Annotated in this window: 13 protein-coding genes; 4 read left to right on the plus strand and 9 right to left on the minus strand. The window is 50.1% G+C overall.

The features are described from left to right. Positions 1–157: 157 nt before the first annotated feature. Entirely contained in the window at positions 158–2,032 is a 1,875-nt protein-coding gene (locus DFR60_RS02940; protein ID WP_110321541.1) for a cache domain-containing sensor histidine kinase, read from the plus strand. Beyond that, positions 2,029–3,636, plus strand: coding sequence for a response regulator (locus DFR60_RS02945; RefSeq protein WP_110321542.1), 1,608 nt, complete (start codon positions 2,029–2,031; stop codon positions 3,634–3,636). Before DFR60_RS02940 ends, DFR60_RS02945 begins: the two co-directional genes overlap by 4 nt. A gap of 127 nt (positions 3,637–3,763) precedes the next feature. Here the strand turns inward: DFR60_RS02945 and DFR60_RS02950 are convergent, their stop codons facing one another. The 5 genes from DFR60_RS02950 to DFR60_RS02970 form a co-directional block, all read right to left on the minus strand. Continuing rightward, positions 3,764–4,543 (minus strand): Uma2 family endonuclease, encoded by a 780-nt coding sequence (locus tag DFR60_RS02950; protein ID WP_110321543.1) that lies wholly within the window; start codon positions 4,541–4,543, stop codon positions 3,764–3,766. Between the two features lie 149 nt (positions 4,544–4,692). Then, complete coding sequence (locus DFR60_RS02955; RefSeq protein WP_167437491.1) at positions 4,693–5,385, minus strand: DUF1062 domain-containing protein; 693 nt, start codon at positions 5,383–5,385, stop codon at positions 4,693–4,695. A gap of 191 nt (positions 5,386–5,576) precedes the next feature. Then, complete coding sequence (locus tag DFR60_RS02960) at positions 5,577–5,861, minus strand: CD3324 family protein (protein WP_110321545.1); 285 nt, start codon at positions 5,859–5,861, stop codon at positions 5,577–5,579. A 130-nt stretch (positions 5,862–5,991) separates the two neighbouring features. After that, positions 5,992–6,840 (minus strand): class I SAM-dependent methyltransferase, encoded by an 849-nt coding sequence (locus tag DFR60_RS02965; RefSeq protein ID WP_341457902.1) that lies wholly within the window; start codon positions 6,838–6,840, stop codon positions 5,992–5,994. After that, complete coding sequence (locus DFR60_RS02970) at positions 6,819–7,841, minus strand: aromatic acid exporter family protein (protein WP_110321546.1); 1,023 nt, start codon at positions 7,839–7,841, stop codon at positions 6,819–6,821. Before DFR60_RS02970 ends, DFR60_RS02965 begins: the two co-directional genes overlap by 22 nt. 208 nt (positions 7,842–8,049) lie before the next feature. On the opposite strand from DFR60_RS02970, the gene DFR60_RS02975 reads away from it, so the two are divergent. After that, entirely contained in the window at positions 8,050–8,274 is a 225-nt protein-coding gene (locus DFR60_RS02975; protein ID WP_110321547.1) for a hypothetical protein, read from the plus strand. A gap of 21 nt (positions 8,275–8,295) precedes the next feature. Here DFR60_RS02975 and DFR60_RS02980 read toward each other — a convergent pair whose 3' ends face one another. Next, entirely contained in the window at positions 8,296–9,750 is a 1,455-nt protein-coding gene (locus DFR60_RS02980; protein ID WP_110321548.1) for a DUF362 domain-containing protein, read from the minus strand. A 218-nt stretch (positions 9,751–9,968) separates the two neighbouring features. Here DFR60_RS02980 and DFR60_RS02985 point away from each other — a divergent pair, with 218 nt between their 5' ends. Next, positions 9,969–12,092 carry a PTS sugar transporter subunit IIC/EAL domain-containing protein gene (locus DFR60_RS02985; RefSeq protein WP_207659483.1) on the plus strand — a complete coding sequence of 708 codons (2,124 nt, stop codon included), beginning with the start codon at positions 9,969–9,971 and terminating at the stop codon, positions 12,090–12,092. 52 nt (positions 12,093–12,144) lie between these two features. Here the strand turns inward: DFR60_RS02985 and DFR60_RS02990 are convergent, their stop codons facing one another. From DFR60_RS02990 to DFR60_RS03000, 3 genes are read right to left on the minus strand one after another with little or no spacing between them, the layout of a single operon-like run. Next, positions 12,145–13,560 (minus strand): DUF6560 family protein, encoded by a 1,416-nt coding sequence (locus DFR60_RS02990; RefSeq protein ID WP_146218572.1) that lies wholly within the window; start codon positions 13,558–13,560, stop codon positions 12,145–12,147. Next, a complete protein-coding gene (locus tag DFR60_RS02995; RefSeq protein ID WP_110321550.1) occupies positions 13,544–14,248 on the minus strand; it encodes a peptidase MA family metallohydrolase in 705 nt (234 codons plus the stop codon). The genes DFR60_RS02990 and DFR60_RS02995 overlap by 17 nt, the downstream gene beginning before the upstream one ends. Next, positions 14,249–15,592 (minus strand): sensor histidine kinase, encoded by a 1,344-nt coding sequence (locus DFR60_RS03000; RefSeq protein WP_110321551.1) that lies wholly within the window; start codon positions 15,590–15,592, stop codon positions 14,249–14,251. Positions 15,593–15,603: the final 11 nt, after the last annotated feature.

Raw genomic sequence — 15,603 nt, forward strand, 5'->3', positions numbered from 1 at the left:
AAGTGTTCCGGTATGACTCGCACTAGGTTCGTGGAATACCTCACCAAGTGCTCATAGTATATCACATGGTTTTTGTAAAAGAAGTACACGTTTTTTGGAAATAGTATAATAAATATAGTTGTTTTCACGTAACAATCATACTTCGGAGGTCCTGCAAATGGGAATAATCAAAAAAATGCATTATAAATCGAAGCTGATTCTCTGTTATCTTGTCCTTGTCTCATTCCCGCTCATACTCTGCCTTGTCCTGCTGTATCAGTCTATCGTAAAGCCGGTCCGGGAAAACGCCGTGAGCGCCATTGATCAGAGACTGGATCAGGAACTGAACACCATCAATTCCAAGATAGAAAAAATAAGAAATGTCTCCTATTTAGTCTCCACAAACACGGTCATCAATAAGTTCTTCGTCCCCAGATTTTACGGTGATCTCGAATTAATCGAGATTCTAAATAACGATATTTCGCCTCTGCTCTCCTGGCTGGAAGCCTCCAGTCCAGAAATATCCTACTACCACTTTTTCACAAATAACCCCTCTATTCCGGAAACCCAGTACCTTCATCAGTACGATGACTACCGCTCAGAGCCGTGGATGCAGGAGATGGAGCATACCATTTTTGACAAGGGCTATTACCTGGAGCCGTGCCACATAAACCGCAGCTACAGCTACGGCTACGGCGGGGAAGACCAGATGGTCTATTCCCTGTTTTATCCTCTTCTGACCTCCAGTAATTTCCTGGAGGTCTGCATCAAACCATCCGTATTTTTCGAGGATATGAAAACCATACCGGCCATGGAATCCGGTTTTGTGGCGGCGGTAAACAGCGACGGAAAGATTATCTCCGACCTCCCGGCAAAGGTTACCGAGGATTTCCGCCTTTCCCTGGAACAGAGACTTATGGAGGGAGACTGTCTCTCTGACAGCGATGAAGGCCCGTTCCTCGTCTCCCTGGCGCAGACAGAGTATCTGATTTCCATCAAGCAGATCGGTTCGCTGGACAGCTGGATCCTGTGCGCGGTTCCCAATGCCGAGATCGTCGGCCCGGTTCTAAAGGCTCAGCAGTCGTTCACCCTGGTGATTTTAGCAGCAGCCATCGGCATCGTGCTGCTCTCCTACCTCCTGTCCACACTGCTGATCCGGAAGATCAACACAATTATTGATGCCGTACATAAGATTCAGGAAGGCGATTTCCACGTCGCCATCCCGGTAAACGGGGAGGATGAGATCGATCAGCTGGCCACAGACATCAACTATATGTCATTCAAGATCAATGAGCTGATCAACCGGGTATACAAAGCCAGGATGCTGCAGAAGGAGACGGAGCTTTCCGCCCTCCAGGCCCAGATCAATCCTCATTTTCTCTTTAATATCCTGGATACCTTTAAAATGATCGCCATCATCCATGACCTGGATGATTTCTCCGACAGCATCGCCGCCCTGGGGAATCTGATGCGCTACAACATCTCCCCGGCCAGCTACCACTGCACGCTGGAGCACGAGCTGCAGATCATCCGGGACTATATCAATATCCAGAATTTACTGTTAAACAACCGGGTTACCCTGCTCCTGTCGGTGCCGGACAATCTGCTCCGCTTTGAGATTCCCAATTTTATTCTTCAGCCCATTATTGAAAATTCCTTCGTCCATGGATTTGAGAATAAGCTGAGTGAGCTGATCATAAAGGTGACCATTTACAGGGGAGATTCCAGCATTATTATTAAGATTGAGGACAATGGAACAGGTATCAGCGGGGAACAGCAGCAGACGCTTACAGCTGCCATGAAGAAGTCCACTGAAACACTGGAGGTCGAACCCATATCCCTTGAACCGCAGGAGAGGGAATCCTCCCGATCCGGTAAAAGCATCGGCATTCTCAACGTAAACCTGCGGCTCTTCCTCCTTTACGGAAGGCACTATTCCTTTACTTTTTCCTCCTCGGACTTAGGCGGCGCCTGCAACACGATCTCCCTGCCCGTCTCCATACCAACAAAGGAGCAGGAAGAAAATTTTCTTAACGAACGGAGTAAGTTATGACACTTTTGATTGTTGAAGATGAAGATATCATAAGAAAAGGACTGATCGTCACCCTGCGAAAGCTGGAGATGGACTTTGAACATATCTACGAGGCCGGTGACGGAGAAGAGGGGCTGCGTCTCTGCCGGGAGCATGCTCCTGACATCATCATGACCGATATTAAAATGCCGCTCATGGATGGCCTGACATTTATCCGGGAGAGTCAGAAACTGCTGCCGGAAGGCCAGTTTATCATCCTGAGCGGCTACAGCGATTTTGAATACGCCCGCACGGCCCTTCAATACGGAGTCAAGGACTATCTGTTAAAGCCCAGCACCAAGAGCGAGATAAAAGAAGTGCTCACCCGGGTGATTGGACAGCTGAAGGAACAGCAGTCACTCCGCCTGGAACTGACGGAACGGATCCACACCTACGAAAAAAAGCTGAACCGTTTCCAGGAGCTGCTGCTGGGCAATATCCTGTCCGGCCGTTACCCGGCCGGGGAGATCGGACATTTCCTCTCCCACTACTCCATCGCATTTCCGGAGGAGTACATGGCGGTTGTCTGCATCAAGATCACACCTGTTGTTTCTTCAGACGGGTCCTCGATAGACTATAAAAACCATTTTCTGTGGATCGTCTCCCTGTTTGAGCCCTATGCCGCCGTTTACCAGGCGGATATCCTGTCCGTCTATAAATGCCTGCTTTTCAACTTTTCACGCCTCGATTCCGGTTACAGCCAGAAGATATGGCAGAATATAGAGGAAGAAATCCGGGTATACGGCCAGAAACATGGGCTGCGGATCTGCCTCTCCATCAGCCGCGTGGAAAGTTCCAGGGAATCGCTTCCTGCCATGTATCAGCAAGCGTGCATGCTGCTGCATCACCGGCTCTTCCATCAGGAGGCCGTGGCATTTTACCCAAAACGGCAGCGGAACACGGAGGCACGAACTCCTGTGATTCCCTTAACTATGATCGAAACGCTGTACCACTACTTCATTGGGAACAGCCAGTTCGATCTGCGCCAGAACTTCTACAGCTTCATCCATCACATCCTCAGCGTAGAGAATTCTTCCCCCGGCTACGTCTGTGACTGTCTCGACAGGCTGAAAGATACCTTTGCCCTTCAGGCCGCCAAAGACGGCCTCGAACCGGAGAGCGCCTACCGGATCGAATTATCCGTTTCCGAAGCCATGACGGCGTGCGATTCCCCTGATGCCCTGATGGATGCGCTCTATGCACGTCTGATGGATTACTGGAAGCGGAAAAGAGACGGAGCCGCCCCTGCCTCCCACATGGCCTCCTCTCCGGTAGACCAGGCCATCGCCTACATGGAACAAAACTATTACCTGGATCTGGATTTGAGTATGATCTCCGACCTCATCTCCATGAACAGCAGCTACTTCAGCTCTCTGTTCAAAAAGAAGACCGGCCTGAATCTGATCAACTACCTTCAGAATGTACGGATTGAAAAATCGAAACAGCTTCTTTTGAACACCAATCAGAAGCTGTACGAAATATCAGAAGCTGTTGGGATCCCCAACGTCAAATATTTCTGCAAGCTTTTTAAAGACTACACGGGCCTCACCCCCTCTGAGTTCCGAAAGAAGGAACATTCTTCCTAAAAAGAACAAAGGAATCAGAACGCCTCCTGTCAATGAGGAGTGTCTGATTCCTTTTATCCGGCAGTTCTTCGCAAATACACATATCTGATCTCACGTCCGTGGGAAATCTCCTGCCTTCTAACAACAATCATGCCAGGAAGGAAAAATCTCCAAAATCGATGGACAAATCTCCATAAATGCCCACTGGAACTGTATCGTGCAGACCATATATCCCTATATCCGGATTGTCGCCGTTAAAACAGTACGTCAGGATTCGTCCCTTTAATGGATCAACGATCCAGTATTCACGGACGCCTGCCGACCAGTATTTATTCAGTTTCGTCGAATAGTCTTTCTTCCCTGTGCTCTCGGATATGATCTCCAGGACAAAATCAGGAGCACCGGTTACGCCTTTCGCTTCCACGCGCGTCTGATCGCAGATGATCATCAGGTCAGGCTGTACCACCGTTCTGTCATCTGAGTCCAGAAACACATCAAATGGAGCAAGAAATACATCGCAGGGTCCCCCCTTTCTCCTGATGTACTCTTTGATCTGAAAGTACAGTTCTCCGACAAGCTTCTGGTGAATGAGGCTGGGAGATGACATATAGTAAAACTGGCCGTCAATTAACTCGACCCTGACATGATCCGGGAGCGCGTAGTAATCCTTCAGGGTATACGATCCGTGAACCGTATAATGAAAAGCTTCTTCCCGCATGGTGCTGACATACGGTCCGTCTTCGCCGCGGTAAAACGTCATCCCCAGAACCGTCTCCAGTGCGAGTATCGTATCGTACTGCGGCGACTTGGTAGCTCCGCTGAATATCTTATTAATGGTTCCCAGCGGCACGCCGGACCGTTCAGACAGCTCCTGGTTTGTCATTCCCAACTCTTTCTTTCGTTTTTTCATCTTCTCCAGATTCATCATAGCCAATCTCCTTCCTCAGTTTTATTTACATCATTATACCATTTTTACCTTTTACGGTCAAGCTTTTCCGATATAATACGGTAATATTTGTGTGCCAATTTTCCCGCCGTCTGAACTTATTTATTCAAGCACCACGGTCAGATCGTCTTTCAGGCTTTTAATTTCACAGGCGTCAAACCGGGAGGACAGACCTGCGGCATCGTGCCTGTCTCAGGGACCGACAGGACAGGCCAGATTCCGATTACCAGACCGTTCCTGACCTTTTCCCGGCAGAGCTTCTCCTCCGATTTCCACACGTTCTCCTCTCTGTCCAGCTTCACCACGACTCCCTGGCCGCACCAGCGCTTCACCATGCTTCTCGATACTCCCAGCCGGTCGGCCAGCAGGCTGTCTAGTCTCAATACCATGGGAAACGGAACCTCCAGTTCAATACGCCGGAAGCCTTCCTCTGCTCCCGTTTCAGATTCCGCCTCAGCCTCTATCCGGAACCCGCCTTCCGGTGTCACTGCTTCCGCTCTGTTTTTTACAAATAAATCCATTCGTCTTCCGTATGACTCTGCCAGCAGGCGATCGTTTGCCTGGAAGCCGGCGTACACCTCTTCCGGTATCGCACTCACCGGGCTCCGCTCAAAAATGCTCATATTCCAGGTGGTACTGCATTTCTCACAGCGGTAGATCAGCCATACATCCACGTTTTTTCCATTAGCGTTTACACGGAATTTCATGCTATTTATAAATTCACGTTTTTCTTTACATTTCGAGCAATTCCGTCTCACCGTGGGTACGGCCTCCGGCACAAGCTTCCAGCGTTCTCTTCTTATTTTTTGAATATTGTTCTTCATAACAGTCCCTCCAGAAACCACTCTAACACGGCTCCGGACGAAGGCATACCTCGTCGTCGGTTCTGCCTGAAAGACGCGGCACATCACACGGTGGGGGATCGGGAGGAATACAGAACCAGAAGTCCTGTGAAATAAAAAAAACGATACACCATGATCCGGCACATCGTTCTTTCCATTTTTCTGTTATATTTCTACTGTTTTTTTTCTTTATTTTTTTCTGATAAGATAATTCTCTGAATGCTCTTTTCCGAAAGGAAGTACTCCTCCGCCAGCGTCTTCACACCGAATCCATCCAGATATCTACGATAAATCTCTTCGTTGCGGGTCTTAAGCTCTCCCCGAAAGGAGGTTTCTTCTCCCCACTTCTTCTTATTCTCTTCTTTTCTGGGAATGTAGACGTATCCCCCATCCATATATTTCTGGATTGCTTCCACCAGTTCTTCCGGCAGAACCTCCGTTGCTTTCCGATAGCGCATCGCTGCCTCCTAAACATATTTTACTGTCAGGAATAGCAAAGGCTATACAATTACTCATATTATCTTTCACTGCATAGGCCTGTTGCTATGCAGTCTTAACCTCTTTCATCATAAAGAAACGGCCCCCTCTCTATCTATTTGCATACAGGATCGTTGTGTTCTCCTGTCTCCATACCACTTCCACCTCAGTAAAACCAGCCTGTCTTAACAGACGCTTCTGATTATCCATGGTACACGGCATGTCAAAATGGTAATATTCCCCTTTAACAAGCTTCAGTTCTTCCTCCAGGCGCCTTTTCTCCGCAAAGAAATAGTCCTCCTGCTCCTGCGTTTCCGCCATGTAGTCACACTCGATATAGCAGCCGCCGGCCTTTAAGGCACGCCATAATTTCTCATACAGCCCCAGCTTCTCCTCATGGGTAAAATGATGCAGTGTCTGAAAGGAAACCGCGGCATCATACCGCTCTGTCCCCAGCTCGCAGGCCATGTAGTCCGCCTCGATCAGAGTTACATCCCGGTCGGAATACTTTTTCTTCAGCCGTTCCAGCATCGCGGACGTCAGATCGATTCCTGTGACGGCAATCCCCGGGTTTCTGGTCCATATTGCCTCCAGCTCCAGTCCGGTTCCGCATCCCAGATCCAGAAGTGTCTTCGTCTTTTCCGGCACGAGCTCCGCCATCTTTAAATAGCCTTCCCGGCACCCTTCAACCTCATGAATCATATGATCATCATAGATATCAACCTGGCTGTAAAGAAATCCGTCATTTTTTCCATGCTGTCCACCTCCCGGCCGCAATTTTAAAACCAGTGCGGTGAATGTTCCGGCACGCCCCAGCTTCTTTTCCAGTATACTCTGAAGACTTCGGGAAAAAAACCTCAAGTTTCCGGCAGAAACAACTTTAAGCCGGCTTTCGCACACAGACACTGTGTCGAGTATACAGAAGTTTGCTCCGCCTGTCAACACGCGGTCTCTCTCCAAAATTTTCCTATTTCCTCTGCCGACAGTTCTTCCACAAATTTCTTCTTTATTTCCAGGAACTGTTCCAGCTCCAGCAGAATCTGAAACAGCACCGCACGATTTTCAAATTCTTCCCGAAGCTCCGGAAGGGGCTGCTCCCGCATAGCCTCCTTTACCGCGTCCAGAGCCTCAAGCAGTCCTACGGCGTTGTTATACTCGTGAAAGCCCCCGCTGATCCGCTCCATCAGCGCTGCAATCGGCTGCGCCTGGGAAGGCAGTTCCCCCAGATGCTTTAACTCCCCCTCGATCCGTCCCAGGACAAATGCCTGTGTCCGCCTCATGTTCATATACCGGAGGTAGTATCTCGTCTCAGTGAGAAGCTTATTCTCCATGTCCTCATACGCGCTCTTCTCCCCCTGTTTCAGCTCTGCGTCAAGCTCTTCCAGAAGGGAACGAAGCGTCGGTTCACCGTCTGCCAGCCCGGCATCTCCGCCCTTTCCGGTGGTCAGCTGTCCCGCCATCTTTCGCAGAATCTCCTTCATATGGCTCTCGATCCGACGCTGGCTCGTTCGGATTAAATGTACCTTTCCGGGAATATAGAGATTGAGAATCACACCGATTCCCGCGCCTACGGCCAGAAGCCCCAGTTCATTGGCGATATTGGCTCCCGTCATGGAACGCTCTGCCAGGAAATGAGTCATCAGCACCGTATTCACAGAGATCCCCTCCTGCATTCCAAACGCCATACAGGCCGCAGAAAAGAACAGCAGAAAGACGCAGACCGCCAGGGGGCCGTACCCAAAGGAAGAAAAACCTGCCGCGGAGATGGCCAGTGCCATGACAAATGACAGCAGCCGGCGTGCCACCACCCGGATCGTCTCCTTCTTTGTATCCTGAATGCTTAAAAGTGTGATCACCCCGGCGGATGCGCTGTAACGTAACCCCATACGCTCCGCCAGGACGATAGCCAGGCCCGCGCCCACGGCGATTTTGATGACTTTTACATAATCCGGCTTCTTCACGATTTCACTTCCTCCTGACGATTCTTATAAATCCAGCTCTTTTTCATTCCAGTTCTTTTCAATTCCTTTTCTTTTCATTATTACCTATCAACCATTAAAATACAAGTTCTGTCTGGAATTTCAGTCTGTTTTACGTATTGACCATAGTTTTTTTCTGTGATACGATTTTACGGGCAGCACAATACAGTCAGAAAGGAAGCACCTATTCATGAACATTGCAGCACTCATGCAGTTAAAAGAAGAATGGACCTCATTTAAGGTACGCCATCCGAAATTCCCCTCCTTCATGAAAGCGGTCCGCGGACGCGCTCTGACCGAAGGAACGGTCATCGATATCCGGGTGACGGCTCCTGATGGAACCGTACTGAATTCCAATTTGAAACTGAAAAAAGAGGACCTGGATCTGATTTGCCGGATTCATGAGCTGATCTGATGCATAATGGTCCTCACAGTATTATACTTCTATGGTCTTCGCCGTCTTATTCAGGAAACGGTCGTAGACGACGATCTGCACTTCATGTGTTCCGGCAGACAGTCCGGGGATATTCAGCTGAATTTCCCCATCAGCAACCGTCCCGCCGGAATACTGAAATATCCCATCCACGAAGATCTCCGCCTTACAGGCATTTTCTGCAGTCTTATACTGTATCTCCAACTGGTCCCCATTCCTTCCTGCCTCCGCCTCCAGTGACGGCCCATTTCCGGCTTCCAGTTGTATACCGCCCAGTTCCGGTTTCCTGATTGTAAATTTCTTTCTCAGTTCATCGACGTACGCTCCCTTTACACGGATCGCCTCCAGTTCCCCCGCTTCCGTATTCTCCCGCAGCAGATTTAAATAACCGATGCTCTCAGGGTCCCATCCGGTTACCAGGGAGCAGATGGTATCGACCGCCACCGCATCCGTTCCTCCCATGATGACGCCCATATTCATTTTATCGGTCTCTTTCCGCTCGTGCGACATGGGAACCGGTCCGCTCTGAAAGCCCTGAAGGCCATCCACGATCACGTAATTCACCGGTCTGGCCATATAATAGTCGTAAATCCACCGGTCCAGCTCCCCGTCCGTGATCTTGTGGGATACCATGGCCGTCTTGCTGGGGTTATCGGGCGCCACTCCGTATAGATTCCCCGGCGGCGTGCCGATGCTCACATTTTTGATTCCGCCCGTGACCACCACACCGGAAGAGGTCTTTAAGGTGGGAATGCTGATTACCACGTCGGCCTCATAAAGAATCCGGTTGAAATAATACGTTTTATGGAGCAGACCGTCCGGCAGCTCTGCCTTTACCACCTCCGGCGCGTCAAAATCCTGCCACGCCCCGCAGTCTTCCTCCAGACAGAGGAACCCATCCACTCCCTCCATATAATCCGGAGTGTAATGGAAATATTTCATCACCTCTCTGGTCGGCCCCGTCGCCGATCCTTCCATGATATAGACCTTTCCATCCGGATTTAACTCCCTTACCATTTTTAACACGGCCTTTGTGACACGCCAGTCCACCGTTATCCCGTTGACCTCCTGATCCAGCAGTTCCCCCGTGGAATCCACAATCATCTGGACCAGATTGGGTTTCAGTACCACGGTCTGCCCATTTTTCACGACAGTTTTCAAATCGGAGGCCGCCGTCCTTACCATCGCTTCGATTTCCTCCTCCGTGATATCGGCGGCCCTTGTTTTCTGCGATTTGGCAATCGTGACGGTTGAGCCGTGAAACGCGGCTTCTTTTATGGTTTTCGCGGCCGCCCCCTGCTGATTTCGCGGCACTTTCTGCTCCACCGGTATTGTTTGTTCCTGGCCGGTCTCCCTTTCCGCCACGGTATTCACCGTGGGCGCCGCCTGTGCCGGGCGGATCTGGCATCCATTTAAAAGTGTCATGGGCACCGCCATATAGATCCATAATTTCTTCATTTCCGTACCCCTTTTCCTCTATGCTGTACATCCGTTTTTTGTCGAATTGTGTCAGTATTGATTCTACAGGGGGCATGCATCAAAGTTGCATCATCCAATCTTTTTTTTTCAAACTGATGCATTTATGGAATGACTTCTGAAACTGATTCGTGTATAATGTAGGAAACAGCAGCTACAGCAACTGGATTCCATTGCAGCCTCCGGCCTAAGGAGTTACCATGAATTTTCGTAAAATAATATCCCGGTTTCAAAATTCGATCTTTGCACGGTCCATACGCCATGGATTGACACTCGCTATCCCATTTCTGATCATGGGATCATTTTCTCTGCTTCTCTATAATTTTCCCATTGACAGCTATCAGATCTTTCTCGCCTCCTGGCTTGACGGAGCCGCTGCGGAGCTTTTAAACACCATTTATATGATCAGTCTGGGTTCCCTGGCCCTGGTTCTTACCATCACCATCAGCATCTCCTACGGACAACTGGCTGAGACAGACCAGCTGCTGCTCTATCCCGTGGTCTCTGTCTGCTCCTATCTGGCCTTCTGCGGAGGAATTGAGGATCAGACGGACTATATCTTCAGCGCGGAATGGGTCTTTACCGCCATGTGCATTACCCTGCTGTCCTGTATCCTGTTCCAGCGGCTCTTAAAGCTTGGACGCCGGTTCGAGAGACTGCACACCACGGGAGCCGACTATCTGTTTAACACTTCGATCCAGAGTCTGATTCCTGTCATTGCCATCACTCTGCTTTTCACAATTACGGGATATTTCGTCCGCATCACGTGGAGTGACAGCAATATCACGAATTTCGGTTCCTACCTGTTTCTGGAACTCTTTGACGGAATCAGCGGGAATTTGTTTGGAATCCTACTGTATGTGATTATCACACACGTTCTCTGGCTCCTGGGAATCCACGGCACCAATACGCTGGAGGCCGTCTCCAGACAGTTGTTTGAGCAGAACGTGGGGATCAATCAGGCCCTGATGACGGCCGGAAATCTCCCTACGGAAATCTATTCCAAGACGTTTCTCGACACCTTCGTATTCCTGGGAGGCTGCGGAACCGCCTTAAGCTTCGTCCTTGCGCTCTGTATCGCCTCGAAGCAGAGCCATAACAGGAAGATCGCCCATGTGGCGCTTCCCTCTGTGCTGTTTAATATCAGTGAAATCGCCGTTTTCGGTTTCCCGATCATCTTTAACCTGACGATGGCGGCTCCATTCATCATCACCCCGGTCGTCCTGACGCTCACCAGCGCACTGGCCATCAGTCTCGGCCTGGTACCCGCGGTGACCCAATCCGTGGAATGGACCGTTCCCGTTCTGCTCAGCGGATTTAAAGCCACCGGATCCATCGCAGGCAGTTTGATGCAGCTGTTCAACCTTGTGATTGGAGCGCTGATTTATATCCCGTTTATCAAACGCAGTGAAAAGCTGGAGACTGGCAAATTTACACAGGCGATCCACCAGATGGAGGCAGACATGGCCGCAGGTGAGAAGCACGGGAATCCGCCCAGCTTCTTAAGCCACGATTACCCCTGTTATTACTACGCCAAAAATCTCGCCATGGATTTACAGAACGCCATAAAACGGGGGCAGGTTCAGTTATACTATCAGGCTCAGATATCTCACGACGGAACGCTTCATGGAATGGAGGCTCTTCTGCGCTGGAAGCATCCGGTCACCGGATTTATCGCTCCGCCCGTGCTGGTAGGGCTGGCCTATGAAAATGGCTTTTTAGATGAACTCGGCTACTATCTGATTAAACGCGCCTGTCTGGACGCCCAGACCATGGAGGAACTTTTAAAGAAAGACGTCTATCTGTCCGTCAATATTTCCTCCAAGCAGATCAAGAGCAATGGTTTTTTTGACACGGTTCTCACTCTGATCCGGCAGTATCCCGCCGATCACATCCGCCCCGTTTTCGAGATCACGGAACGTGCGGCAATGGAAATATCGGATGACTTGAAAAACGAGATGGAGCACTTGCGGAGCCAGGGCGTGGAATTCAGTTTGGACGACTTCGGAATGGGCCATAATTCCCTTATTCAGCTGCAGGAAGGCTCCTTCGATGAGGTGAAATTAGACGGCAATCTGGTATCCCAGCTCATGACCAATAAGCGCTCCCGTGAAATTGTCTCCGGAATCATCAAAATGGCCCGGAATTTAAACTGCCGTACCGTCGCCGAATTTGTGGAAACCGCGGAACTGCGCGATGTCTTATCGGAGCTTGGCTGCTCCATCTACCAGGGCTACTATTACAGCCGCCCTCTGCCGCTGGAGGACTTCATGGATTATATCACCCGGCTGCCCGAAGAAGGAAACGCTTCTGATCCTCAATAATTCACAGAAGAAGAGGAATGGCCGGCATGCGAATCATCATGCCGGCCATTCCTTATTTCAAGTCAACCACCAGATACTGATCGGAGACGTCAAACTCCCCCTTCTCCATCTGCCTGACGCAGTACTGAGACACGTATTTCACGACCGCGTACATGACCGGCTCGAACAGATAGATTTTCTTCTTTCCTTCCGGAGTTTCCACGGTCACACTCTTTACGACATCCTGCAGATAAAACAGCAGTTCGTCCTTCTTTGCATACAGAATCCGGTCATTTTTCAAAAAGCACATCACATATGCAGCTTCTGCCAGAAATTCCTCTTCCCCTGGAGTGAAGGATATCGAACTGCCGCCATTCTCACTGCCGGTTACATCAGCGAAGCCATCGGTCAGCATTACCATTCCATGGGCCATCTCCACGCCCTTTTCAGAGAGCTTCGGGCTGTATTTTCTGCACTCCAGATCCAGTCTGCGGCATTCCTCGCTGCAAAACAGGGGAATTTCCTCCTGGTCTATGATACCTGAGGAGATCAGTCTCCAGAGATTCTCATCTAACTTCTCATAACCGGTGATACGGATTCCATTTCTCCTGCATTCCTTTATAAAGGAGACGCCATGATTTCTGTAACCCGCGGTTTTGGCCCTCTCTGTGATTCTGCAAATCAGGATACCGTCCCGTCCCAAGATGGTAATTACCAGCGTCCCCGAGCGGGAAGTCATATCCAGACGCACTTCTCCTATTTCCTGCACGGAATACTCCTGCCGTTTTTTCACGATTCCTCTGATCTGTATCCTGCGATTCTCCAGAATCACTCTTCCCTGCCATCTGCAGGCCGCCGCCAGAAAGCTCAGGGCGGAAATACAGCCCAATGCGGTTATGAGGCTCCGGCTCTCCAGCCATTCCACGGTAAGCATCAGCAGAAGTCCAAAGACCATACCGACTGCATTCAGTACGGAAACACGCTTCTCATAGATTCGCAGCACGATCCGCCTTTCTGTACTGTCAGGTATCCGGTATACACCGATGGGCGGAATCACCTCCACGCCTCTCTGGATCAGCCGCCACAAGAGCCTCTCACACTCTGCCGGCATCTCGTATACAGTAAACAATTTCCCCTCTGCGCCGTAAAAGACACAGCCGGATATTCTCCACTTCACTCTCGTCACATCCTTAAGTGATACGATTCGATCCGTTCCAAACAGCCGCCGGATCACCACCGTCTCGGGATGGACGGTAAGAGACCAGGAGCCATAGGCGATCAGGTAGATTCCGGGCACAGAAAACAGGATCAGAAAGAGAAGCATAATCCCAATGGAGGCCGTCGGATTCCCGCGCATTCTCGAATACAGGCAGAAAGCAGCCATCGCGATTCCAAAAACGATACTTGCCGCCCCTATGTATATACAGCCTCGCGGACCGTGTATGGTGTATTGCTCTTCCTGCTTTATTTGCCTATTCCTGTCTTTCATCTGCATCCGTCCCATAATTTTCTTCCAGATACGCTGCCCATGAGCGATAAAATTCCTCTTCTGTCATTTGAAATGTCTCTTCAAGCTTTTCCGGCCGTCTGACCAATTCCATCAATTTTCCGTATCCATATCTTGCAGTCACATACTCCACCACTGTGTACGAATACTGATACCCGTCCCGCCGAAAAAACTCCTGGAAGTCAGCCCCGGTGTCCAGATCGGCCAGTGCCGGCACGCGGTTGTTCTTTAGCCCCTCCGAGACCGTATTTCGAATCCATGCTTCATGATTGTCTTTCCCCTCGTAGGAGGCAATTCCCTCGTCGAGCCATCTGGGGATGTGTGGGTTTATCTCTTTTATCAGAACGTGTGTAAACTCGTGAACGACAGTGTTTATCACCTGTTCGTAATTCGATCCCGGCGGCGGATTCAGCGGCGACGCTATGACTGTTTTCCCCGCCGCAATTCCCCCTCTTATCCATTCAGGGGCGTCCTCGATTCCAAGGGCCAGATTCAATTCCGCCCGATCCGAGCATATCTTGACTGTCGTTTTCTGTTTCAACTCTCTGCCTGTCTTTTCTGTTATATCGGAGTATCGCTCTTCCAGTAAATTCAGCACCTCTTCTACACAGGTCCTCTCGCTCTCATGATACTCTGCAATAAAATGACTGCTCTCACATACAAAGTCCATTTACCTGATCCCCTTTTCTTTTTTTCTACTCCCCACATCCCCAGCTCTCTGCGAATCCCAGACAGGCAGCTGCAGCACAAACGTACTTCCGCCCCCATCCGTGTCCTTCACCGTCAGTTTTCCGTGATGCAGCTTAACCAGCTCTGCGGCGATGCTCAGCCCCAGCCCATAATGCGATTTGTCATTTCTGGACTTATCCGCGCGGTAGAACCGGTCAAAGACTCTTTTTTTATCTTCCTCCGAAATGCCGCAGCCATGGTCCTCCACCTCGATGAACACGTGCTTCGCGTCCGACCGGACAATAACGGCGATCGTACTGCCCTCCGGTGAGTAGCTGGAGGCGTTATCCGTAAGAATCGTCATAAGCTGCATCAATCGCTGGCGGTCCCCGCAGACCGCCGGCAGTTCTTCCTCCTGCATCCTTAATTCAAACGGCTGATTCTTTTTCCTGCACAGCTCTGCCAGGGCATCGTAGTTCGATATCAGAAATGTATCCGTCATCAGAGGTTCCGTGCGCATGGTCCAGGTTCCCGCGTCCGCCGAAGCCAGCTGCAGCAGATCATCGATCAGTACCGTCATCCGTTCCCCTTCCTTCTCGATTCCGGGCAGAAACTGCTTCGCCTTCCCCTCATCCATGGAAACCGCATGAATCCCCGCACGTATTACGGTAAGCGGCGCCCGCAGTTCGTGAGAGGCCGCCGCGATAAATTCACTCTGTCTTTTAAGGCCAGTCTCCAATGGCTTCAGACTGTGGTTCACAAAGGTACGGCAGATAAAAAACAGAATCACCAGCCCCATCAGATTTACCGAGAAATACAGCAGTACGGAATTCCGGTAAACCTCCTTTTCATCTGTCAGTGCTTTCAGGATCAGTATCTTCTGTTCCGTTCCATACGCTTTTTTCAGATAGATACTGCCGTAATAGTGTTCCCTCTGGTCCCCATATATGGAATAAACCGGACTTCTCACTTCTCCCGGCTTACTTCCCGGTATTTCTTCGAAAAATCCGTCCTGCTCTGCAAAATGATTCAGCTTTTCAAACAGCCTGTCCCTGTCGGTCAGAGGCTTCCAGGCGCCTTTAAATGACAGCGGAACAGAATTACTGGACACAGAGATCATCATATTCTCGCTGATTTCACTTTGAGCCAGCCACATATGGGAGATTTTATTACTGTCCCTGATCGTATCCACCACATTGCCAAATACAGTCTGATACTGGCTGATATTATTCGTCTCGTACTGCTTTAAAGACAAGAGAAGCAGACCGGTCACAATAAGACTCAGCAAAAGACCGGTAGCCAGCACATAAGCGCCGACCAGTTTTCTCCTTAACTGCTTTACCATGGCCGCTCCCT

This window comes from Hungatella effluvii, from assembly GCF_003201875.1.
Taxonomy (GTDB): domain Bacteria; phylum Bacillota; class Clostridia; order Lachnospirales; family Lachnospiraceae; genus Hungatella; species Hungatella effluvii.

Excerpts from the sequence above, each read along its gene's own strand:
- DFR60_RS02940 (WP_110321541.1), top strand. The coding sequence starts at position 158 with ATGGGAATAATCAAAAAAATGCATTATAAATCGAAGCTGATTCTCTGT.
- DFR60_RS02975 (WP_110321547.1), top strand. The coding sequence starts at position 8,050 with ATGAACATTGCAGCACTCATGCAGTTAAAAGAAGAATGGACCTCATTT.
- DFR60_RS02980 (WP_110321548.1), bottom strand. The coding sequence starts at position 9,750 with ATGAAGAAATTATGGATCTATATGGCGGTGCCCATGACACTTTTAAAT.
- DFR60_RS02985 (WP_207659483.1), top strand. The coding sequence starts at position 9,969 with ATGAATTTTCGTAAAATAATATCCCGGTTTCAAAATTCGATCTTTGCA.
- DFR60_RS02955 (WP_167437491.1), bottom strand. The coding sequence starts at position 5,385 with ATGAAGAACAATATTCAAAAAATAAGAAGAGAACGCTGGAAGCTTGTG.
- DFR60_RS02945 (WP_110321542.1), top strand. The coding sequence starts at position 2,029 with ATGACACTTTTGATTGTTGAAGATGAAGATATCATAAGAAAAGGACTG.
- DFR60_RS02995 (WP_110321550.1), bottom strand. The coding sequence starts at position 14,248 with ATGGACTTTGTATGTGAGAGCAGTCATTTTATTGCAGAGTATCATGAG.
- DFR60_RS02990 (WP_146218572.1), bottom strand. The coding sequence starts at position 13,560 with ATGAAAGACAGGAATAGGCAAATAAAGCAGGAAGAGCAATACACCATA.
- DFR60_RS02950 (WP_110321543.1), bottom strand. The coding sequence starts at position 4,543 with ATGATGAATCTGGAGAAGATGAAAAAACGAAAGAAAGAGTTGGGAATG.
- DFR60_RS02960 (WP_110321545.1), bottom strand. The coding sequence starts at position 5,861 with ATGCGCTATCGGAAAGCAACGGAGGTTCTGCCGGAAGAACTGGTGGAA.
- DFR60_RS03000 (WP_110321551.1), bottom strand. The coding sequence starts at position 15,592 with ATGGTAAAGCAGTTAAGGAGAAAACTGGTCGGCGCTTATGTGCTGGCT.